The 22713-nt window shown below is 40.8% G+C and carries 22 protein-coding genes and 2 pseudogenes; 5 read left to right on the forward strand and 19 right to left on the reverse strand.

The window, feature by feature from the left end; all coding sequences use genetic code 11:
- Positions 1-32 precede the first annotated feature (32 nt).
- Positions 33-329 (reverse strand): post-transcriptional regulator, encoded by a 297-nt coding sequence (locus tag QNH29_RS23065; RefSeq protein WP_283861626.1) that lies wholly within the window; start codon positions 327-329, stop codon positions 33-35.
- 126 nt (positions 330-455) lie between these two features.
- On the opposite strand from QNH29_RS23065, the gene spoVB reads away from it, so the two are divergent.
- Positions 456-2006, forward strand: a complete 1551-nt coding sequence (gene spoVB, locus QNH29_RS23070; RefSeq protein ID WP_283861627.1) for a stage V sporulation protein B — start codon at positions 456-458, stop codon at positions 2004-2006.
- Between the two features lie 38 nt (positions 2007-2044).
- Here spoVB and QNH29_RS23075 read toward each other — a convergent pair whose 3' ends face one another.
- Positions 2045-2707 carry a DUF421 domain-containing protein gene (locus QNH29_RS23075; RefSeq protein ID WP_283861628.1) on the reverse strand — a complete coding sequence of 221 codons (663 nt, stop codon included), beginning with the start codon at positions 2705-2707 and terminating at the stop codon, positions 2045-2047.
- Between the two features lie 203 nt (positions 2708-2910).
- Between QNH29_RS23075 and QNH29_RS23080 the strand changes: the two genes are divergently transcribed.
- The gene (locus QNH29_RS23080) at positions 2911-3270 is read left to right on the forward strand and encodes a TIGR04086 family membrane protein (protein WP_283861629.1); all 360 of its coding nucleotides are present in this window, start codon (positions 2911-2913) and stop codon (positions 3268-3270) included.
- Between the two features lie 35 nt (positions 3271-3305).
- Here the strand turns inward: QNH29_RS23080 and yajC are convergent, their stop codons facing one another.
- From yajC to QNH29_RS23145, 13 genes are all read right to left on the reverse strand, one after another.
- Entirely contained in the window at positions 3306-3605 is a 300-nt protein-coding gene (yajC, locus tag QNH29_RS23085) for a preprotein translocase subunit YajC (protein ID WP_283861630.1), read from the reverse strand.
- A gap of 29 nt (positions 3606-3634) precedes the next feature.
- Positions 3635-4774 (reverse strand): tRNA guanosine(34) transglycosylase Tgt, encoded by a 1140-nt coding sequence (gene tgt, locus QNH29_RS23090; RefSeq protein ID WP_283861631.1) that lies wholly within the window; start codon positions 4772-4774, stop codon positions 3635-3637.
- Between the two features lie 28 nt (positions 4775-4802).
- Positions 4803-5831, reverse strand: a complete 1029-nt coding sequence (queA, locus tag QNH29_RS23095) for a tRNA preQ1(34) S-adenosylmethionine ribosyltransferase-isomerase QueA (RefSeq protein ID WP_283861632.1) — start codon at positions 5829-5831, stop codon at positions 4803-4805.
- A gap of 24 nt (positions 5832-5855) precedes the next feature.
- Positions 5856-6857 carry a Holliday junction branch migration DNA helicase RuvB gene (gene ruvB / locus QNH29_RS23100; protein ID WP_283861633.1) on the reverse strand — a complete coding sequence of 334 codons (1002 nt, stop codon included), beginning with the start codon at positions 6855-6857 and terminating at the stop codon, positions 5856-5858.
- 11 nt (positions 6858-6868) lie between these two features.
- Entirely contained in the window at positions 6869-7480 is a 612-nt protein-coding gene (ruvA, locus tag QNH29_RS23105; protein ID WP_283861634.1) for a Holliday junction branch migration protein RuvA, read from the reverse strand.
- 133 nt (positions 7481-7613) lie between these two features.
- Positions 7614-8249 carry a response regulator gene (locus QNH29_RS23110; protein ID WP_283861635.1) on the reverse strand — a complete coding sequence of 212 codons (636 nt, stop codon included), beginning with the start codon at positions 8247-8249 and terminating at the stop codon, positions 7614-7616.
- An 11-nt stretch (positions 8250-8260) separates the two neighbouring features.
- Positions 8261-9370: a GAF domain-containing sensor histidine kinase gene (locus QNH29_RS23115; protein ID WP_283861636.1), complete on the reverse strand. Its 1110-nt coding sequence runs from the start codon at positions 9368-9370 to the stop codon at positions 8261-8263.
- A gap of 93 nt (positions 9371-9463) precedes the next feature.
- A complete protein-coding gene (locus QNH29_RS23120; protein WP_283861637.1) occupies positions 9464-9826 on the reverse strand; it encodes a VOC family protein in 363 nt (120 codons plus the stop codon).
- Positions 9827-9838: 12 nt separating this feature from the next.
- Entirely contained in the window at positions 9839-10870 is a 1032-nt protein-coding gene (locus QNH29_RS23125; protein WP_283861638.1) for an S-adenosylmethionine:tRNA ribosyltransferase-isomerase, read from the reverse strand.
- Positions 10867-11586 carry an SDR family NAD(P)-dependent oxidoreductase gene (locus tag QNH29_RS23130; RefSeq protein ID WP_283861639.1) on the reverse strand — a complete coding sequence of 240 codons (720 nt, stop codon included), beginning with the start codon at positions 11584-11586 and terminating at the stop codon, positions 10867-10869. The genes QNH29_RS23125 and QNH29_RS23130 overlap by 4 nt, the downstream gene beginning before the upstream one ends.
- Before the next feature lie 453 nt (positions 11587-12039).
- Positions 12040-12591 carry an intercompartmental signaling factor BofC gene (locus QNH29_RS23135; protein WP_283861640.1) on the reverse strand — a complete coding sequence of 184 codons (552 nt, stop codon included), beginning with the start codon at positions 12589-12591 and terminating at the stop codon, positions 12040-12042.
- Positions 12592-12719: 128 nt separating this feature from the next.
- The gene (locus QNH29_RS23140; RefSeq protein WP_283861641.1) at positions 12720-13427 is read right to left on the reverse strand and encodes a YhcN/YlaJ family sporulation lipoprotein; all 708 of its coding nucleotides are present in this window, start codon (positions 13425-13427) and stop codon (positions 12720-12722) included.
- Between the two features lie 101 nt (positions 13428-13528).
- On the reverse strand, positions 13529-14524 hold the full coding sequence (locus tag QNH29_RS23145) for a phosphotransferase (protein WP_283861642.1): 996 nt from the start codon (positions 14522-14524) through the stop codon (positions 13529-13531).
- A 1865-nt stretch (positions 14525-16389) separates the two neighbouring features.
- Between QNH29_RS23145 and QNH29_RS30500 the strand changes: the two are divergent.
- Positions 16390-16671 (forward strand): annotated as a pseudogene (locus tag QNH29_RS30500) (pentapeptide repeat-containing protein); the annotation flags it as partial.
- A gap of 245 nt (positions 16672-16916) precedes the next feature.
- Here the strand turns inward: QNH29_RS30500 and QNH29_RS30505 are convergent.
- The 4 genes and pseudogenes from QNH29_RS30505 to nadB form a co-directional block, all read right to left on the reverse strand.
- A pseudogene (locus QNH29_RS30505) lies at positions 16917-17066 on the reverse strand (LysM peptidoglycan-binding domain-containing protein); the annotation flags it as partial.
- Between the two features lie 98 nt (positions 17067-17164).
- Positions 17165-18262, reverse strand: a complete 1098-nt coding sequence (nadA, locus tag QNH29_RS23155) for a quinolinate synthase NadA (RefSeq protein ID WP_283861644.1) — start codon at positions 18260-18262, stop codon at positions 17165-17167.
- Positions 18259-19113, reverse strand: a complete 855-nt coding sequence (nadC, locus tag QNH29_RS23160; RefSeq protein ID WP_283861645.1) for a carboxylating nicotinate-nucleotide diphosphorylase — start codon at positions 19111-19113, stop codon at positions 18259-18261. The genes nadA and nadC overlap by 4 nt, the downstream gene beginning before the upstream one ends.
- On the reverse strand, positions 19082-20659 hold the full coding sequence (gene nadB / locus QNH29_RS23165) for an L-aspartate oxidase (protein WP_283861646.1): 1578 nt from the start codon (positions 20657-20659) through the stop codon (positions 19082-19084). The genes nadC and nadB overlap by 32 nt, the downstream gene beginning before the upstream one ends.
- 252 nt (positions 20660-20911) lie before the next feature.
- Here nadB and QNH29_RS23170 point away from each other — a divergent pair, with 252 nt between their 5' ends.
- Positions 20912-22042: an IscS subfamily cysteine desulfurase gene (locus QNH29_RS23170; protein ID WP_283861647.1), complete on the forward strand. Its 1131-nt coding sequence runs from the start codon at positions 20912-20914 to the stop codon at positions 22040-22042.
- 39 nt (positions 22043-22081) lie between these two features.
- Positions 22082-22621: a transcription repressor NadR gene (locus QNH29_RS23175; protein WP_283861648.1), complete on the forward strand. Its 540-nt coding sequence runs from the start codon at positions 22082-22084 to the stop codon at positions 22619-22621.
- Positions 22622-22713 lie beyond the last annotated feature (92 nt).

Genomic DNA, 22713 nt, shown 5'->3' on the forward strand with positions numbered 1-22713 from the left:
TATATGCTGTCAATTTTATCTAAATAGGCAATTTATTTTAGTAACTCTTTCCATTCATTTTCATCTTCTAAATTAAAATCATGATTTTTATATGTCTCAATGGTAGTAAAGCTTATGTAATCACTAACCTTAACAGATAAGATATCGTCAATGATCTCGTAAAGTTTTATCTCAGCTTTAGGTTTTTTCCACTTTTTCCTTGTTAAGAAATCCCAAAGTCCGCTTTCTGATACGTCATGATAACCAAGTAAGCGAAATTCTTCTAATTTGCTGATTAATGCTGGTTTTACATCACTGAAAAAATGATTGTACGCATGACTCTTCTCCATTGAATATCCTCCCTAAATCCCTCTTAATTACCGCAAAATCAAAACACCTTGTCATGCTTTGTCCACCTTAATGCATATAGATTAATTGTATATGAATTCTTCTTTTTTGAGAAGGTGGGAAGTAGTATGTCAAAGTTTTTAAAAGGGACCTTTATCCTATTAATAGCAGGATTAATTACGAGGGTACTCGGATTTATTAACAGAATTGTCATAGCTAGAAGTATTGGTGAAGAAGGTGTCGGCCTCTATATGATGGCTTATCCCACCTTTATCCTTGTTGTGACTCTAACTCAAATGGGACTCCCAGTCGCCATTTCAAAAAATATTGCAGAGGCTGAGGCCAAAGGAAACCATCAGGAAACAAAAAAAATTCTGGTCGTGTCACTGGCAATAACGATTGCGCTGTCACTAATTTTTACACCAGCATTAATCTTGTTAGCACCCATTTTATCTACCACTCTCTTCACTGATCCAAGAACGTTTTATCCATTAGTAGCAATAGCACCTGTAGTACCGATTATAGCCGTTTCTTCCGTTTTAAGGGGTTATTTTCAAGGAAGGCAAAACATGCGCCCCTCTGCTGTCTCGCAAATATTAGAACAGTTGGTACGGATAACTTTAATTGCTGTCATGACAAAGGCTTTCCTACCTTATGGTATTGAATATGCCGCCGCTGCAGCGATGGTTGCAGCCATTATTGGCGAAATAGTATCGTTAATTTACTTAATGACTACCTTTAAATTAAAGAAACGCTTTAGGGTGAGAAAGAATTTTTTCAAATCGGTTCATTCCGGAAAAAAAACATTCAAAGAATTAATGGAAATTGCCTTGCCTACAATGGGCAGCAGAATGATTGGTTCTGTATCTTGGTTTTTCGAGCCAATTGTTGTCGCTCATAGTTTAGCCCTGGCTGGTGTGGCTGCCGTTGCCGCTACTAAGCAATACGGTTCATTAACAGGCTTTGCCATGCCTCTGCTGCTGCTGCCATCGTTTATCACCTACTCTTTAGCAACGTCACTTGTACCAGCTATCAGTGAGGCAAACTCAAAAAATAATCATAAATTGATCGAGCATAGGCTGCAGCAGGCATTAAGATTTGCCTTTTTAACAGGAGGCTTGTCCGTTATTGTCTTGTATGTTTTGGCGGATCCTCTCATGGAGCTTATGTATGGCTCCACGAAGGGCTCTTACTTTATTCGTCTCATGGCTCCGTTCTTCTTATTTTATTATTATCAAGGACCGCTTCAAGCTGTTTTGCAGGCGTTGAATTTAGCTAGAGCGGCCATGATAAATAGTTTAATTGGGGCCGTAGTAAAAACAGCTGTGATATTCTTACTCGCTTCACAGCCTGCATTTGGGATTACAGGTGTGGCGTTAGGAATTATCGTCGGTTTTGTACTTGTAACTGTTCTCCACTTTGCTACGGTATTAAAGAAAATATCATTTAGTTTTTATATATGGGATTATGTAAAAGGGACCATCATCATGGCCATCTCTGCTTACCTTGGCTATTGGCTGTTTGAGCATATTCTCTTGGGGGAAAATTTAGTAGTTAGAGTATTGTCCGCTGCCAGCGGTATGTCACTTATGTACATTATTCTCCTAATAATCGGCGGCTTAATTAAAAAAGAAGATCTAAAAAGAATCCCAATTATACGTAATTTAATTCCGGTATGACCGCAAAGAAGACACGCCCTTATGCATCGCGTGTCTTCTTATTGTTCATCCATGATATCAACAAAAAACTTACCATTTTCATAACTGCAAAATGAAATCTTCCTTACATCACGGTATCCTAATTTTTTTAATTCCTTACGAAGCCAAAAATTCGTTTTATTTATACGCAGAAGATTTTCTTCCTCAATCGCACCGTCAATAATTAACGGAATGGTAATATCCCCTTCCTTAGGCTCACCATTCGGCTTATTCATTTTTTCAATGACTGAAAGGCTCCCCGAAGATTCCAAGATGGCAAACTCAACATCTGCAATACTGCGGATATCCTTTTCCCTTAATTGTGTAAGTAAATCATCAAAATTGTATCGCTGCTTCCTCATTGCATTTTCATCAATTTTCCCCTTGTTGATGATAATCGTTGGCTTCCCGTCGACAAGATCGCGAAATTTTTTACTTTTTAATGAAACAACAGCTAAAGTATATTGAATAATCATTAAAGATATCATTGGAAGTGCTGTGTGAATCCAAGGTTTATTGATTTCGATGATAGAAGCCACGGCCAATTCACCAATCATGATAAAAACTACCAGGTCAAGAATACTTAATTCGCCAATTTCTCTTTTTCCCATTACTCTAAATATTAAGAGGATTAATGCATAAAAAAGGATTGTACGCACAGCAATCGTTATATATACTTCCACTTCATTCCGCCCCTTTTTTCATCCTGATTTATTGTTTGCAAAACCAGGCTTAATCATTACGGAATTGTATTCCAATTTAGAATGAATCTGTAAAATATTTGATTCTACTTTAGACATGCCGTGAATATGCTTGTACTAGGTAAGAATCTGTTTATCCGAAGGGGGAGAGAAAAATCGAATCAAAAAGCTTTGGTACTGCTATTTTGTACGGGTTAATTTTTATTTTCTTATTTGCGATTATCAGCAGCCTGTTATTTTCAATCATACTTAGATTCACTTCTGTGCAAGAAAGCTCACTTCAATACATTGTAACTGCGGTTTCCTTTATTGGTCTATTTGGAGGAGGATTTCTATCTGGAGGAAAGCGTAAACAAAAGGGCTGGCTGATTGGGGGATTAACTGGGTTCATTTATAGCTTCATTATCTTCTTATCACAGTACTTAGGCTATGATAGACTTTTTGATGTGGAACAAGTCATCTATCATATTTGCTATACCTTAATTGCGATGATGGGTGGAATCCTTGGTGTAAACATGGCCTCTAGCAACTCGAGAACAGCATAGAAAAAGGAAGCCAGTAATTCTTGGCTTCCTTTTTCTTATTTGTCTAGAGAAACTTCTGAAGTTGTGGAAGTCTTTGCAGATTCCGTTACTTCACGAATGGCGTTTCGGTCATATGTCAGACGGCTGCCGTCTCCACATTTGATCACGACTTTGTTTTCATCGATTGAATCGATAAATCCATGTAAACCGCCGATCGTGACAATTTTATCACCTTTCTTTAATTCGTTTTGCATTTGTTGTACCGCTTTAGTACGTTTTTGCTGCGGACGAATTAATAGGAAATAAAATAATACAAACATTAATATTAATGGAATGATTGAACCTAATCCTTGCATTTGTTTCCCTCCTTTCCAATATGCATCTATTAGAAATTTTTCGCGTTTGGTTTATTAAAACCATAACGTTCAAAAAACTCTTCGCGGAAATCACCAAGCCGGTCCTCTCGGATAGCTTGTCTGACCTTCTCCATCAATTTTAACAGAAAATAGAGATTATGGTAACTAGTTAATCTAATTCCAAATGTTTCATCACATTTTATTAAGTGACGAATATATGCCCGGCTGTAATTTCTGCATGTGTAGCAGTCACAATCAGGGTCAAGCGGACCGAAATCTTTTGCATATTGAGCATTTTTTACAACTAGACGTCCAGTGCTGGTCATTAATGTACCATTCCTGGCAATCCGTGTTGGCAGTACGCAGTCAAACATATCAATACCACGAATGGCCCCATCAATCAAGGAATCTGGTGAGCCAACCCCCATCAGGTAACGTGGTTTGTTTGTCGGTAATAGCGGCGTAGTAAATTCAAGGACGGTATTCATAACGTCTTTAGGTTCACCAACAGAAAGTCCGCCAACGGCGTATCCAGGGAAATCCAGCGAAACTAAATCTTTAGCACTCTGCTTCCGAAGTTCTTCAAACTCCCCGCCTTGTACGATACCAAAGAGCCCTTGGTCATTCGGTCTTTGGTGAGCATTCAAACAGCGCTCCGCCCAACGAGACGTTCTTTCTACTGACTTTTTCATGTACTCATATGTAGCCGGGTAAGGAGGACACTCATCAAAGGCCATCATAATGTCAGATCCTAGGTCATTTTGAATTTCCATTGCTTTTTCAGGTGACAAAAATAATTTTTCACCACTCATATGATTGCGGAAATGAACGCCTTCTTCTTCAATTTTACGAAATTCACTCAAACTAAATACTTGGAAACCGCCTGAATCCGTTAAAATCGCACGGTCCCAGTTCATAAACTTATGAAGACCGCCGGCTTCCCTGATAATTTCATTCCCAGGACGAAGCCATAAGTGATAGGTATTACTTAAAATAATACCTGCACCCATTTCTTTTAGGTCCTCAGGTGACATCGTTTTTACAGTAGCAAGTGTTCCTACCGGCATAAATGCCGGCGTGTCAAAGGATCCATGAGGAGTATGTACTCTTCCTAAACGGGCACCTGTCTGCTTACAAGTTTTAATAAATTCATATCGAATCGCAGTCAAATTTTCTTTCTCCTTCCTAATCGTGAACCTAGATGATCAGCATCGCGTCGCCAAAGCTAAAAAAGCGATAGCGTTCGGCTACAGCACTATTGTAGGCATGTAAGATATTTTCTCTGCCAGCCAGAGCACTTACAAGCATAATCAGTGTTGATTTCGGCAAATGGAAATTCGTAATCATTCCATCTATTGCCTTAAATTGGTACCCAGGATAAATGAAAATGTTGGTCCATCCGCTGCTTTCAATGAAGGTTCCATTGTTATCAGAAGCAATGGTTTCAAGTGTCCGGGTTGATGTCGTTCCGACTGTTATAATTCTTCCGCCATTTTGGCGTACTTCATTGAGCAAACGTGCTGTTCCTTCGGTAATCATATAATACTCAGAGTGCATATCATGCTCAAGGACATCATCTACACTTACAGGTCTGAACGTTCCAAGCCCTACATGCAGAGTGATAAATGCGACATGAACACCTTTATCTCTGACTTCATTCAACAGTTCTTCTGTAAAATGAAGACCTGCCGTCGGGGCTGCAGCCGATCCCGGTTCACGGGCAAATACTGTTTGATATCGTTCTCTGTCATCGAGCTGCTCTTTAATATATGGAGGTAATGGCATTTCCCCTAACCGATCAAGGACTTCATAGAAAATCCCATCGTATTTAAACTCTAACACTCTTCCACCATGATCGGAGGTACCAGTACAAACAGCTGTTAGGATTCCATCACCGAAGTCTATTTCTGTTCCCTCTTTTACACGCTTTGCAGGCTTAATGAGCGTTTCCCATTGATCCCCTTCTAGCTGCTTTAATAATAATACTTCAATTTTGGCCCCAGTATCTTTCTTCATACCAAAAAGGCGTGCAGGAAGTACCCTTGTATCATTTAATACGAGGCAATCCCCTTCACGCAAATATTCACTAATATTTTTAAAAATATCATGCTTCAATTCGCCTGTTTCCTTATTCACTACCATTAATCTGCTATCAGTCCGATTTTGCAGCGGAACTTGTGCAATTAACTCTTCAGGCAAATGAAAATCAAATAAATCTACCTTCATAAAAACATCCCTACTTATCAAAAATTACTGTTTTGGAGGCTCCATGTTAAAATGGCGATAAACTAAATCGGTTACCATTCTTCCTCTTGGAGTACGCTGTAAAAAGCCAATTTGAAGTAAATATGGTTCATACACGTCCTCAATTGTTTCAGACTCTTCACCAATCGACGCAGCAATCGTATCAAGCCCTACAGGTCCGCCCCGGAATTTTTCAATAATTCCTTTTAACAGCTTGTGATCGATATGATCAAGACCCAGTTTGTCTACCTGTAATAGTTCTAAAGATTCCCTCGCTAACGCAAGATCAATTTCTCCATTGCCCTTTACTTGTGCAAAGTCTCTTACCCTGCGAAGTAATCGGTTAGCAATCCTCGGGGTACCGCGGGCTCTCCTTGCAATCTCAGCAGCTGACTGGTCGTCAATCTTAGTTTCAAATAAATCCGCTGTTCTTAGTACTATATTTTTCAATTGGTCTTCCTTATAATACTCGAGCCGGCTCAAAACTCCAAATCTGTCGCGAAGAGGAGCTGATAAAGATCCTGCCCTTGTTGTAGCGCCAACAAGCGTAAATGGAGGAAGGTCTAGTCGAACAGACCGGGCACTGGGCCCTTTGCCAATGACAATATCGAGACAAAAATCCTCCATTGCCGGATATAGCACCTCTTCAATTTGTCTTGGCAGCCGGTGGATTTCGTCAATAAATAGTACGTCACCTGGTTCGAGTGCGGTAAGAATGGCGGCTAAATCCCCCGGCCTCTCAATTGCCGGACCTGAGGTAGTACGGATATTTACACCCATTTCATTCGCAATGATAACAGCAAGTGTCGTCTTTCCTAATCCAGGCGGTCCGTAAAGAAGAACATGATCCAATGTTTCCTTTCGGAGCCTTGCCGCCTCTATAAATATTTCAAGACTTTTTTTCACTTGGTCCTGACCAATGTATTGCCGTAAGTTCTGAGGCCGGAGGCTTTGCTCTAAGGAGAGTTCGTTCTGGTTTGCTTCACTAGAAATAATTCTCTCATCCATGACTAATCACCTTATTTTAAAAGCCGCTGCAGGGCTTTTTTAATATATTGGTCGGTTGACAGCTGTTCTTTTCTTAACTCAGGTGAAATCTTTTTTACCTCTTTGTCTGAATAGCCAAGTGCCTTTAAGGCTAATACAGCTTCTTCAAAAGCATGATTAGTCGACTGTACGGCAGCTGGAAATGTATCCGCATTAAATAAATTCGGAAAATAATCCGGTACAATATCCTGTAATTTCCCTTTTAAGTCTAGTATCATTTGTCTTGCTGTTTTTTTGCCGACCCCAGGGAACTTTACTAGGAAGCTTTCATCTTCATTTTCAATCGCTGAAACCACCTGCTGTACCTCACCAGAAGCCAAAATCGCTAATGCGCCTTTAGGTCCAATTCCAGAAACATTCAACAACTTCGTAAACAGCTTTTTTTCTTCTCTAGTTTCGAAGCCATATAATGCCATTAAATCTTCTCGAACGTAATGATATGTATAAACAGTAACATTAGTATTCATTTTCCCAGCATAAATAAACGGATTGGGTGTTGAAATTTGATAACCGATCCCGTTATTCTCAATCACAATATATTCAGGACCAACAAATTCAACGGTTCCTTTAACAAATTCGTACAATCGCTTTCTCTCCCTCAGCGTTTCATGTACTCCATTCTATCATACAAACATAAAAGATTTGAAAAAGATCGCTGTGAAGAAAAAGAATAAAAATTTTCTGTAAAAATAACAAAGCGGCCATATTTGGCCGCGGTTACTCTACAAGATGATTCTTTACCGCAAAAAGAGCAGCTTGTGTGCGGTCTGCTAATTCAAGTTTAGCCAGGAGATTGGATACATGTGTTTTTACCGTTTTTTCAGTAATGAACAGGGAAGCAGCGATTTCCTTATTACTTTTGCCTTTGGCAATTTCCCTAAGGACGTCTAGTTCTCTTTTAGTAAGCTCTTCCATTACATTTTTTTCATTATTATTTGATAGGTTAGCAAGCAGCTGGGAGGTGGCTTTTGGATGAAGCTGATTCTCACCACTCATGATTTTCTTAATACAATTGATTAATTCATCAGGCTCAATGTCTTTTAATTGATAGCCTGAAGCACCAGCTTCTAATGCTGGAATCACATGATCTTGGTCAGAGAAACTCGTCAGCATCATGATTTTTACTTCCGGCATTTCAGATTTTATTATTTTAGTAGCCTGAATTCCGTCCATTTCAGGCATGACTAGATCCATTAATATAAGGTCAGGTTTCAATGTTCGTGCAAGATCGACCGCTTCTCGACCGTTACCTGCTTCACCGATAATTTCTATATCCTTTTGTGTTTTTAGAAAAAAAGCCAGTCCCCGTCTGACAACATGATGATCATCTGCAATTAAGATCGTAATCCCCATTGTTTCTCCCCCTAAATTGGAATTTCTAGTTGAATCTCTGTTCCTTTCCCTAGTTCGCTTCTTAAACGGAACGTCCCATTTAATGCCTCTGTTCGTGCTTTCATATTTTTTAATCCGAACGACGGCAGTTCATGCTTTTCATCGAAATAGAAGCCGCAGCCCTTATCTTGGATGGTCATGGTTACGGAATCACTGCTCCTATTTAACGTTAACGACACTTGGGTGGTTTGAGAATGTTTTTTACAATTCCCAAGTGCTTCCTGTCCAATTCTCCATAGTTCTTCCTCGACCTTTTCAGGAAAACTAGAAATTCCAGTTAATTTTGCCTCAATCGTCAGTCCAAGCATTTCCGCATAGCTGCTTAATGCACTAAGAATCCCATTTTCAAGCCCCTTTGGTTTTAGCTGCCAAATCAGCGCCCTCATTTCCCCGAGTGCATCCTGAGCGAGATCCTGGATATAGGAGAAGGTTTGCTTAACCTCTTCATTGTCTGTCATTTCCCTGCCCGCTCTTGCAGTCAGGCTTAGCGAGAAAAGTAATTGATTTACAGAATCATGCAAGTCTCTGGCAAGACGATTCCGCTCTGATATCAGTGCCGTCTCTTGTTCTCTTTGAGTTAATTTTATTCTTTTTAATGCCGTTCCAATTTGAAAAGCAACAGCTTCAAGGAGGGCAAGTTCATCTTTTTGAAAATGAGTCTTGTTAGGCGATCCGACATTTAATAAGCCAAACCGCTCATTTCCAGCCCTCAGAGGGACGGTAGCATGATGGGTCAAACCACCAGTATCTCCTGCGTTATCGAGGATAACATTTTCAATTCGCTGACATTCGATAATGTTTACAGCCTTGTTCAATTTACCGCTATTATATCGGCTGACACACCAGCAATCTCCCTGACACATTCTTTGGTTATGATTTTGTGATAATGGTTCAGGTAACGCAACTTTGGCAGCCAGTTGATGTGCTCCCTTTTCATCTATTAAAAAAATCCAGCCCGTTTGCAGCCCCGTCAGATGTAATAGTTTTGTTAATACCCCAGCTAAAACGGTCTTTGAATCTGTTCCTTCATTCAAGAGTTCGGCGATTTCTTTCAAGATACCGATTTCTTCATTTCTGGACATCCTATCCTCTCCCAATTTTGCATCTATTGATTAAATCATAGTCGTATCACAATCTAGCTGGCAAGTATGAAACAGCCCCAAAAAGCTGACTACTTAATCGTCAGCTTTTGCAGTCTGTAAGAATTCGATTACCTCATTGTCAGGACCTTGATAAAAGACGATATTCCAGCCATTTTTCAGCTTACAGGGTCCCTCTATTGCCGATATCCCATTTTCATTGAAACTACTGATAACCTGTTGGTTTGTGTCAACCTCAAAACAGATATGAACACCTTGGGAAACTTGCTGATGCCCTCCTGAAATGAGTTCAAGCCTGAAATTATTATTTTTTAAAAAGACAATATTTTCTTCGTTAAATTGAAGTCTTCCTTCTTCATGAAGCCCAAGATACTTTTGATAAAATGCAATTGATGTCTCCAAGTCACTTACTTCAATCGCAAAATGGTGAAAGCGCATGGTAAAACTCCTTTATAAGATTAGATTCATATCTCCAAACTCGTGCCACAAGTAACGCTGATTAATGGCCTCTTCATAGGCATTCCATAACAAATTTTGAGGGATAAACGCCGTAAGCATATCCAAATGACTGGCCTTTGGTTCGTGGAGACCTGTAATAATGCCATCGACCATTTTCAACTTAAAATTTTGATTAATATAAAGATTGGTTATCCCATTCAAATTGCCAGTAATCCCTGCACTTTCTAGTGCTCTTACAACCGTAGTTCCAACTGCGATTATCCTGCCGCCTGACACCTTGGTTTTATTAATTTTTTCAATAGTTTTTTCTGAAAGACGATATTCTTCGTAATTATCAGTTGGCGATGTCTCTAACTCGTCATCCAACAAATAGCTAAGCCCCGTATGAAGCTGAATAAAATCGAGCTCAATCCCCTTTTTCTGAAGGTTAAATAACAGTTCCCAGCTGAAAGCTCGGCCAGCGGATGGCATTTCAACGGAGCCTGGATGGCTCGCAAATACGGTTTGGTAATAATCCAGCCCCCATTTGTTATGAATATATTCATAGCGAACCGGCTCTCCGAGAGAATAAATACTATTAAAAAGGTCTGTTCCTTTCTTAGAGAAAAGAATTGTTTTAAGAGGCGAGTTCTCGTTCATAGCAATTATGACTGCAGATAGGTCGGATGAAAATTGCAGGATATCCCCCAGTCTAATGTCATCAGTCACGATTAAGACGTCCCAAGTCTCTTCATTGTGTCGTCTGGCCAGTCTGATTTCAACTTCTTGTTCGATAGGTTTTGTGTGTCTATATAAATCAGCGTTTAAAATGGCGGGTACCGTTCGGCTGTTGTTCATGACCACCAAGTCTCCAGGCTTTAAATAATCAGCAAGGCGAAAGAATTTGTCATGGCTGACAGCCCCAGTTTTCTTGTCTAAAACCATCATCTTAACATGATCTCGTCTAATCCCCCTCCGTTCAGGTGGATGAGAAGCATTTAACTCGGAAGGTAAATAGAAATCAAATGCAGTTGCTCCCATCATAATCCCTCCCCTGTAAACTCTTGAGCTTCAAATCGCTGACCTGTTATTCCGGCCGACTTTTCTGACGCTAGATATAAGAATACGTTAACAACATCCTCTGGTTTTGCTAATGGATAATCACAGTCAGGAACAGCTAATTGGTGCATTTCTGTATCCATTTCCCCTGGATCAACCATATTTACACGTATATTTGTTGAACTTAATTCATCTGCCCAGGTTTCGGTGAGACCTTCAACAGCAAATTTAGAAATACCGTATGCTCCCCAGCCTGCATAGCCCACATTCCCTGCTTCTGAAGTAACATTAATAATAGAGCCTTGGTTTCGCTGCAGCATTCCAGGAATCACTCTTCTTGTTACAAGGAATGGTGAGATTGAATTTACTCGTAATACTTCAGCAAAGTCTTCTTCCGGATAATCGAGCAATAGCGGCATTGGACTTGGTCCGAGAATCGAAGCATTGTTTATGAGAATATCTATTTGACCAAAAGCATCCTCTGTCATGGCAACAAACCTTTCTACATCTCTGGTTAGTGAAATATCTGCCGTTACAGCAAGCACTTCAGCACCTAACGCTTCTGCTTCTTCTTTAACTTTTAATAACCCTTTCGATGTTCTCGAACAAATCGCTAACAGAGCCCCTTCTTTTGCAAATGCTAATGTTAATGCTCTTCCTAAGCCTTTAGAGGCACCTGTAATCATAACTACTTTTTTCATCTTAATCGCTCCTTTAAGGGTTTCACTTGATGTCTTTAGCTTAAAGGATTTTGGAAATACTTCCCTCCGAAAAAAGCTTGAACTTTATCTACAACTTTAGGATGAGAAAAATAGAATGACGTTGAAATACAAGAATTATACGCCAAAAAGGACCTCATGAAGTTTATGAGGTCCGAAATTTTATTGGAAACGGAACTATGGGCTTCATGAAGTGTTTATGAAGCCTAAAATCTTATTGAAAACGGAAAAATGGGCTTCATGAAGCGTTTATGATGCCCGAAATCTTATTGAAAACGGAAAAATGGGCTTCATGAAGCGTTTATGATGCCCGAGATCTTTTGGATACGAATAAATGGGCTTCATGAAGCTTCCATGAAGCCCAAAATTCTTTCGGGTTAACGATATTGGTTCTCATATATCATATTCCAAACTAATTTTTACCTTTTATGAGAATTATTCTTGCATCGAATAAGGTTTAAAGGTTTCTAGTACTTCTACATAACGGTCTCTTGTTTTAATAGGGATACCTTGAATCAGTTCTTCTTGCTTTTTACTTTCGAGTTTTTTTACATCAATCTGAAAAAAAGATTGAATGATTCGGGATGGATCAGGACGGCCATTATAGATAGTCAATACGCCGTCGTCAGTTATTCCAAAATAGCCATTCGCTTTTAGTAATGGAGATATATCATCCACCTGTTTTCTAAAAACCATGGTAGATTCATCAATATCTACTAACTGCCATTGATCATACTTGGCCCAAAAGTTTTCAATAGACCAGTAAGAATCAAGAACAACTTCCTCACTTATTTCTCCATCTAGATAGATTCTTTCCAAAATAATGGTCAGGTGCTGAGGTTCCGACTTTTGCTGATCCTGATGGTTTTCCATTTGTTCGGCGAAACCAGTTATTACTATCCCTGGCACTGTTCCGATAGACATGAAGAGAACAACTGTAACCAAGGCTAACCAAAGCCGATACTGAGCTACCCAATTGAACCTCATGCATAATCACCTCTTATTATTAGAGATCTACTTTGCTTCAGTACTAGTTTAGCCTTTATTTCCCTTTTTATCCTTTATGGTAGAAATGAAAAAGACAAAGCCCGTTTTCAGCTTTGTCTCTTACATTTTTATTTTTGAGGTTTACGACTATTTGGTTCTAATGGCTGCGAATCATTGTTTCTGTTACCTTCACGTCCTAGCGCCCCATCATCAATTATGACCTGAACAGATTTCCCACCGGATAATGGCTGGACAGCGTCTCGGATAGCTCTTTTTGTTTCTTCCGTATGCTTATTGTTTTCTAGCTTAACGGAAACCATAACGTAGTTTCCATATAGAACGGAACGGACTTCTCGGACATTTTCAACGTCTGATACTCTGCTTTTAATTCTTTCGGTTATACGATCCTGAGATTCAGGTTTTGTTGTCGTACCTGTGGTCCCAAGTCTTTGATTTAAATGACCATGATAATTTGCGTCACTCGTACTAAACTGATTATCTCTTTGGAAAAAGTTATGGTCATGGTTTGCGAGCGGTTTTGTTGGGTTCGGTGGATTTCCATTTTCATCTCTGTTGCTAAACCGCTTCCTTCGTTCTTCATTATTTGCTTGGTTTTCTACACCAAGAGTGTGATCCATTAATTCTGTGAATGGACCATCATTGTCCCCTGGCATACCATTGGTGCCATTTTTATGATTTTCATCGGAATAGTAACCCACCGGCTGTCCCATGCCTTTGTTATCTTTGTCCATAGCAGCACGGTTATCATTTCCGCAACCTGACAGCCCAACAGCTAGTAAGGCGGACAGAGGAATTATCCACTGTTTCAAGTTCAAATGAAAAACCCCCTCTAGGATGCATGAGCATAAATAAATATGCTCATGGTTAGGTTGTGAGCTCCTGAGGGGATTTATTCTGCCAGAATAGACCATGTAAATTAGTTTGTTATCACTTTTAATCCTTCAATAAATTTTTTCCGTGAATAAAACTGGCCAATGGTTAATTCCATGATTTGTTTATATTTTTGATGATCTCTATACGAACCTTCACGAATAAGCCTGTTCCATTCCCGAAATATATCTGCAGGGTATGCTAATGCGTATACAAACGCCTTCTTTTTCAAAAGTTCTTCATATTGTGAATATCGAGCGAGCCGTTCAAAAGACCAATCGAGACTGGGAAGAATTCGATTGGCATATTGCAAATAATCTAAGCACGCTGGACCAATACTAATTAAATCAAAATCAATTAGATTCAATACACCATTGGCATCACGCAAGAAGTTATGATGTGCAACATCTCCGTGAAGAATACAAAATGGTTCATTTAGGTACAGAGATCGATTATTATCCATCCCACTTAGGGACCATTTAGCCCAACCGATCATTTCTTCCAATATTTTATCACTAATAAAATATTTCAAAGTAGAGATGTTTGATGTGAACGTTTTACCTCTGTCTCTCCATTTTTCAATAATAGCCCCTTTTGGAATCAGCGTTCGATAACGTGACTCAAAGGATGACGTTACTTGATGAAACTGCTCTAGAAGTTCAAGTCCCTCCTGCCGATTTTTCTGGGATTGAAATGAAAAAGGGATTTTATTTGGGGTAATGTACTCCATACATCCAAAATAGGTCCCCTCAAAAAAGAGTGGTTCTTTTATTTCGGGATGTACAAAAAGATAGGTTTTTAAAAAGCCTTCTTTTCTTAGGGTTGAAGTAAATGCTTCCTGAAGACGAAGCCGTTTATTAGTATGAAACCCTTTAAGCATATACGAACCTTTTTCTGTTCTTATCAAAATTACACTTTTCCGATAGGGCACCATTTCCACAATAGTTTCTCTAAATTGGGAACGCAAATAAGAGAGGAGACGAATGAAATAATCATCGTCTCCTTTTTGATTAAAAGTCATACTCATTGCTTTCATCTTCATCGTACCGCATCATTCCATCCATGGGACCCATTCCATAAGGGTTCATAAATGGCGGCTGTGCTACGTTTGTTGGTCCTGTATATGGTGCGCTATATATCGGAGGTGTGGGCGGAATAAAAGGCTGCTGCGGCATTGCCTGTGGTTTTGGTCCGCCACAGCCACAGTCACCACCTGCTCCTGCTGGCAAGCCTCCCTGAACAGGAAATTGCTGCGGCATTGATGGCATTTGACCGCCTCCATAAGACATTCCCATATCAGGTGACTCAAAGTCTTGAGCTCCCATTACCTGTGGTGCGGGACCCATTTGTGGGTAACCAAAAGGCATTTGTCCATATGGTGCGCCCATTCCTGGCTGACCAAATCCTGCCATTTGGCCTCCCATTCCTGGCTGACCAAATCCTGCCATTTGGCCACCCATTCCCGGCTGGCCGAAGCCTGCTCCCATTTGGCCTCCCATTCCTGGTCCGCCGAAGCCTGCTCCCATTTGGCCTCCCATTCCTGGTCCGCCGAAGCCTGCTCCCATTTGGCCTCCCATTCCTGGTCCACCGAAGCCTGCTCCCATTTGGCCTCCCATTCCTGGTCCGCCGAAGCCTGCTCCCATTTGGCCTCCCATTCCTGGTCCACCGAAGCCTGCTCCCGTTTGACCTCCCATTCCTGGTCCACCGAAGCCTGCTCCCATTTGGCCTCCCATTTCTGGTCCACCGAAGCCTGCTCCCATTTGGCCTCCCATTCCTGGTCCACCGAAGCCTGCTCCCGTTTGACCTCCCATTCCTGGTCCACCGAAGCCTGCTCCCATTTGACCTCCCATTCCTGGTCCACCGAAGCCTGCTCCCATTTGGCCTCCCATTTCTGGTCCACCGAAGCCTGCTCCCATTTGGCCTCCCATTCCTGGTCCACCGAAGCCTGCTCCCATTTGACCTCCCATTCCTGGTCCACCAAAGCCTGCTCCCATTTGACCTCCCATTCCTGGCTTACTTTGATCAAACGATCCTTGATATGTGGCTGCTGGCGAGCCTACTGGCACTTCGGAACTTTCTTCGAAATAAGACATTTGATCCTCTGCGGGCATTTGGCCAAACCCTGCCGGCATCTGGCTACCCATTGGCATTTGACTCATTCCTGGCATCTGGCCGCCCATTGGCATTTGATCCATTCCTGGCATCTGGCCGCCCATTGGCATTTGATCCATTCCTGGCATCTGGCCGCCCATTGGCATTTGATCCATTCCTGGCATCTTGCCGCCCATCGACATTTGACCCATTCCTGGCATTTGGCCGCCCATTGGCATTTGATCCATTCCTGGCATCTGGCCGCCCATCGGCATTTGACCCATTCCTGGCATCTGGCTGCCCATTGGCATTTGACCCATTCCTCCAGGCATTTGACCATAACCTCCATGCATTGGGGTTGTCGTTGGTAATTGCGGCATAAAGGATGAAGATTCATCATCAAATCCATGTGGCATATATCCCGCACCTGCTACGCCTGGCATTTGTCCAGGTTGACTTGGAAACATATTTGGCACCTGTGGCATTGCCACTCCTTGAACTTGAGGATATGGCATAAACGACATAGGTGGACATGGAGGCGGCGGACACCATACCGGCGGCGGCGGGCAAAATCCTGATCCAGGCATTATTGGTGATATAGGTACACAATAATCCTGTGGCATTTGCTGCTGTACAGGAAGCTGGTTCCCCATTGGAGCTTCTTGTACCGGCATGACTGGGTTTTCTTTTATCGGTTCTTTAACGGGTTCTTTAATTTCAGGAAGTATGTTTGCTGGTTTTGGCGGCAGCTGAGGCTGTTTAACCTCCATATTAGTCATGTTGTTTAAATAATAATTGTTAATATCGATTTCTGGGATGATTTGCAGGGGCATTTTTGGAGTAAATGGTGTTTTAGGTACTTCTTTTATTGGTGCTTCTTTTATTGGCGCTTCTTTAATCGGCATTTCTTTTACAGGTTGTTCTTTAATTGGTACAGTTTTGATTGGTACTTCTTTTATTGGCATTTCTTTAATCGGCATTTCTTTTACAGGTTGTTCTTTAACTGGTGCAGTTTTGATTGGTACTTCTTTTATTGGCATTTCTTTAATAGGAGCCTCTTTAATTGGCGCTTCCTTAATAGGCGCTTCTTTTATTGGGGCTTCCTTGATAGGCACTTCTTTTATTGGGACCTCCTTTTTTGGAGCTGGTTTAATCGGCATTTCTTTTGGCTTCTCTTTGGTAAACGGTTGCCCAGCAATCGGCATTTCTTTCTTGGCGCCTAAGTTGATTGTGGCTCCCGGCTTTGTTCCCATCGGCGCTTCTTTTTTTATATTTCCACCTGTGGTTGGGACTTTTATTTTCATACCGGGCATAATCATATCAGGGTTGCTGAGCTGTGAATTCATCTTTTTCAGCTCTTCAAAATTCACGCCGTACTTCTTGGCGATTTTCCAAAGAGTATCCCCTTTCTGTACGATATGGATCTTCACTCTGATTTCCCTCCTATGCATAAGTCCATATATTCTATGTGATGATAGGCAAAGTGCTAACATTCTTCAGAAAAACTTATGCTATTTTTCCCAAAAATATGAATCAACCATTCCTAAAATAAAAATAGATGCAATTTGTGAAATTGCATCTATCCTTATCATTACGCATTTTTTAACATACGTTCAAGGGCTAATTTTGCATTTTCAGCAATATCAGCTGACACTTTAATCGTATTATTTGTTTCTTCTAGTGTATTCAAACTCCATACTAAATGGGGCAGGTCAATACGGTTCATTGTTAAACAAGGACACATTGCAGGGTTTAAAGAAATAATTTTTTTATCAGGGTGATTCTGAATGAGGCGATTAACTAGATTCATTTCTGTTCCGATCGCCCACTCAGAGCCGGGCTCCGCTTTTTCAATCGCATTAATGATATAACTCGTTGAACCAGCCATATCAGATAACCCCACAACTTCACGTCGGCACTCAGGGTGAACAATGATTGTCATGTTAGGATATTGGTTCCTAGTTTCATGGATATTCTGAACCGTAAAGTTCTCATGTACAGAGCAGTGACCCTTCCAAAGGATAACCTTTATTTTTGAAGTATCGCCTTCGTATTCGAGCTTATTCGTAATCGGATTCCAAACGGCCATTTCATCTAAACCTATCCCCAAGTCATAAGCGGTATTTCGACCTAAATGCTGATCAGGTAAAAATAAGATTCTTTCTTTTTGCGTGAATGCCCATTTAACCATAGTTTCTGCATTTGAAGAGGTAACACATGCACCTCCATGAGCCCCAACAAAAGATTTAATTGCTGCAGTAGAATTCACATATGTTAATGGAAGAATAGTGTCACCAAAGATTCCCTGAAGGATTTCCCAGGCCATTTCGGTTTGGTCGAGGTCTGCCATGTCGGCCATTGAACAGCCTGCACGCATGTCTGGGAGAATAACCTTTTGATTATCATTTGTTAGAATATCAGCCGTTTCTGCCATAAAATGAACACCACAGAAAACAATATATTCTGCTTCAGTGTTTTCAGCAGATAATTGTGCCAGTTTTAAGGAATCACCGGTTGCGTCGGCGAACTGAATCACTTCATCTTTTTGATAATGATGACCGGGAATAAAAAGTTTAGAGCCCAATTTGTTTTTCACTTCTATTACTCTAGCCTCTAACTCTTCCTTTGACATTTGTTTATATTTTTCAGGAATCATCTTGTTCTTTTGCATGGCCGCTAAAATGCTCATCTTTGTTCCTCCCCTTCCCTAATTAGAACTTTTACACTTATATCGAGTGCTTTGTATGAATGTGTTAAGAAACCTAGTGAAATATAATCCACACCTGTATCGCGATAACTAGCTAAATTGCTTAATTGTATACCGCCTGAAGCTTCGGTTATAAATCCTGAAGGAACTAATTTAATTAGTTCTTTAATCTCTTCTGGTGTACGATTATCAAACATAATTACATCTGCTCCAGCATTTACGGCTTCTCTCACTTGTTCCTCTGTTTCAACTTCTACCTCTACCTTCACCATATGACCGGCTTTTTTTCGAACACTTTCAACTGCATTTGTAATCGAACCTGCAAACGAAATATGATTATCCTTAATCATGATCCCGTCGTATAAACCGAAACGATGATTAAAGGCTCCCCCAGCAGTAACGGCATATTTTTCAAGCATTCTTAAGCCGGGTGTCGTTTTTCGCGTATCACAGATTTTGGTATGGCCACTGTCCAATGTGGCAACAGCTTTACGTGTAAGGGTCGCTATCCCGCTCATTCTTTGGACCAGGTTAAGGACAACCCTTTCTCCTTTTAGTAAATCCGCTATTTTTCCAGAGGCTGTTGCAAGCTTCTGGCCATATTCAATGTTTTGACCATCGTTCACAAACAGTTCCGTTTGAATCTCATTATTCAAAAGTTTAAAACCCGTTTTAATAATCTCTTCTCCACAGAAAATTCCGTTATCCTTTGAGAGAAAGACGATTTCCCCATTTGTATCATCTGCAAAAATTAAATCGGTGGTAATATCCTGCTCTCCAATATCCTCAATAAAAAATTGCTCAAGTAGCGAGCGCAGTTTCAATGTATTCATGGTTACTCTCCATTCCCCGGCTATTTTTATGATTGATCGTTTTGTTTAACCAATAATGTTCGTCTTCAACAGGATAGTCACTTCTAAAATGACCGCCACGGCTTTCTGTCCGTTTTAACGCAGCTTCGGTAATTAAGTTTGCGTTAATCAGCATAAAAATCTTCGTCATTTCTTCAATAGAATAAAGTTCAAGATTATTTATTTGGCATACGTTAAAGCTATCTAACCATACTTTCTGGTTTCTAAGATTAGCCTCATTTCGTATAATACCAACCCGCTCCATCATCGTATCTTTAATTTCTTGTAAGTCTGGCAGGATTACCTTTTCTTGCGGAGTATATGGACGAGAGAACGCTGTACCCAGGAACTCAACCTGCTGGGTCTGATTCAGCCAATTAGATAATTTTTCTCCCATATAGAGCCCTTCTAATAAAGAGTTACTTGCAAGACGGTTAGCACCATGCAATCCAGTGCAGGCAGCTTCACCAATGGCAAACAGCCCCTTTATTGAAGTCCTGCCAAATAAATCTGTTTTAATTCCCCCCATTAAAAAATGACTGCCGGGGGCAACTGGAATTCTCCCATCTGATAACTGAAGACCGTTATCTTCACAAATAGCTGTGATGGACGGGAATCTTTGCTTAAAGTTTTCTATTTTACTTATATCTAAATATACTTTGTATCCGTTTTTAAGATATTCATAGATTTTTTGCGATACAACATGTCTTGGGCCCAGATCTTTGAGTGGGTGGACGCCTTCCATTATCGGAGTTCCATCTTCAGTAACAAGCACGGCACCTTCGCCGCGCACCGCTTCAGAAATGAGCCCTTTTGTTTCACCGTTTAGGTATAAAAGTGTAGGGTGGAACTGGATAAACTCCATATCGACGACCTCTGCACCTGCTAAATAGGCCATTGCAATCCCATCACCGCTGACGGTCTCAGCATTTGACGTATAGGTGAACAATTGACCGCAGCCGCCTGTCGCTAGGATTGTATTCCTGCTATAGTAGTTCTTTTGTGTACCATCAGGCATTTTAGCTTTTACGCCAATGCAGCGCTTCTCCGAATTCAGTAATAATTCATATGCAAAAACTTCTTCCTCAACGGTGACATTTTCCTTCAGCGTGCCAATAAGGTACTCGACAACATTTTTTCCCGTCGCGTCTCCGCCTCCATGAACAATGCGCTTTTCGCTATGTGCCCCTTCCATTCCAAGCAGCAATTCACCATCTTGATTTTTATCAAAAACAGATCCTTGTTCAGAGATGAACTTAATCAATCTAGGTGCAGCATGAATGATTTGTTCCACAGCCTCTTGATTATTGTGATATCTTCCTGCTTCAAATGTATCAGCAATATGTTTATTTGGGTGATCATGCTCGCCGATAGCCGCGGCAATACCGCCTTGAGCCAGATAAGAATTGGCTGTTCTAATTTTTGCCTTTGTGAGTATCCTCACATTTAAATCCTTATTTAAAAGCGAGGCTAACTGCAGTGCAGCGATCCCACTTCCTAAAATTAACACATCATCATTAATTGTCATCTTGAGTCCTCCTGGATTAACAGGTGTCTTGACATCTATATTTACATAGAATTAAACTAAATACAAGATTTTTTTACGAAAAGCGGAAGCGCCCTGGTCAGCGGCGTATGGCCTGGAGCTCTCCAACTGAGATAAAGGAAACACGAAGAGCTGTTGGCGATTCGATGTTGACTTATCGTAGGGCGGAGAGCGAAGGACACTAGCCGTTAGGGCGCTGGAGCTAGACAAGAATATGAGAATTGGAGATTGCTAATGATATATTTTGATTTCGCAGCCACTACCCCGTTAGATGCAGAAGCAGCAGAGGTTTTCGTTCAGGCTTCAACTGAGTTTTTTGGGAATTCAAGCTCGCTTCATGATATCGGCGGGCAGTCACAGGACTTATTAGAGAATTGCCGGGAAGAGCTGGCAATTCTATTGGGTGTAAATAAAAAAGGTCTGTATTTTACAAGCGGTGGTTCCGAGGGAAATTTTTTAGCCATTGAGGCACTGTTGTCTGCTCCCAAAAAAGCTGGGAGGCACATCATAGCTGGGATGGCCGAGCATTCCTCCATCCACGGTGTCCTCAACCGGTTAGACGGATACAGCATTACTTATTTACCGCTCAATGCTTCTGGTCTCATTGACTTGGAGGTATTGGAACGATCTATTACGCCTGAAACAGTTTTAGTCACTGTACAGCATGTTAATTCTGAAATGGGAACCATTCAGCCAGTTGAAGACATATCTCGTATATGCAAGGAGCATGATATCCATTTTCACAGTGATTTTGTTCAATCATTTGGAAAAATCGACTTAAAAAAGATTGCACCACTCGTAAGCAGCTTCTCTTTTTCTGGTCATAAAATTTATGGCCCTAAAGGGATTGGCGGCGTTTATATAAATCCAGCAATTGCTTGGAAAGCCTTCTTTCCAGGTGGTTCGCATGAAAGAGGATTTAGACCTGGAACGGTGAATGTCCCTGCTATTGCTTCTATGACTGCAGCTGCTCAAAAATTAAATGACCAACTTGTACAAAGCCAAGAACGATTTTTAGAGCTGCGTGCGATTTTGGTGGATTCGCTTAACCCTATTAAGGAGTATGTGCATGTTCATCAAGCTGAAACAGGCTCCCAGCTGCCATCTATTGTTGGCTTAAGGATTTCTGGTATCGAGGGTCAATGGATGATGCTTGAATGTAATCGCTATGGATTCGCGATTTCAACTGGAAGCGCCTGTCAAATTGGCATGCAGTCTCCGGCAAAAGTGACGCAGGCATTAGGGTTAAGCTCCCACGAGGCAAAAGAATTTATCCGTATTTCGTTTGGAAAGACAACCAAGAGGGAAGATGTAGTAAAGCTTGGGGAAACTATTGTAGATATCGTAAAAAAATTTAAACTATAGAACTATGGTAAAATAGGGTAGAACTACGAGGAGGTAAGTATGGCTGAACAAAAAAAAATTCTTGGCGATGAGCGGAGAGCCCTTATCCTGCAGCTTCTAAAAGACAGTCCTGTACCGCTTACAGGAAGCGAGTTAGCAGCACGAACAAACGTAAGCAGGCAGGTGATTGTCGGGGATATTACACTCCTTAAAGCAAAAGAGGAGCCAATCATTGCAACAAGTCAAGGTTATTTATATTTTAAGCAAAACACAGGCGTGCCCACATTCGAACGCATTATCGCCTGCAAACACTCACCAGATGATACGGTAAAGGAACTCAATTTAATGGTGGACCACGGTGTTCTAGTAAAAGATGTTAAAATAGAGCATGCCGTTTATGGGGATTTAACTGCCTCAATTATGGTTTCCAATCGTCAAGAGGTGAAACAGTTCATGGATAACATCCAAAATACAAAGGCATCGTTATTATCGGTATTAACTGGCGGCATTCATCTTCACACGATTGCTGCGTCATCAATGGAAACTCTAGACAAAGCGGAAGGGGCTTTGAAGGAAGCTGGATTTTTGATTGAGGCATAAATGATTCTCCCTCGAATGTAAAGTTTCTTTTACAAAAAATTATGGAATGGATAATGTCGTTATTTCATCGACTTCGCAATTATGGGAAAAAT

Origin of the sequence: Neobacillus sp. DY30 (genome assembly GCF_030123065.1) — a bacterium.
Lineage (GTDB): Bacteria > Bacillota > Bacilli > Bacillales > Cytobacillaceae > Neobacillus.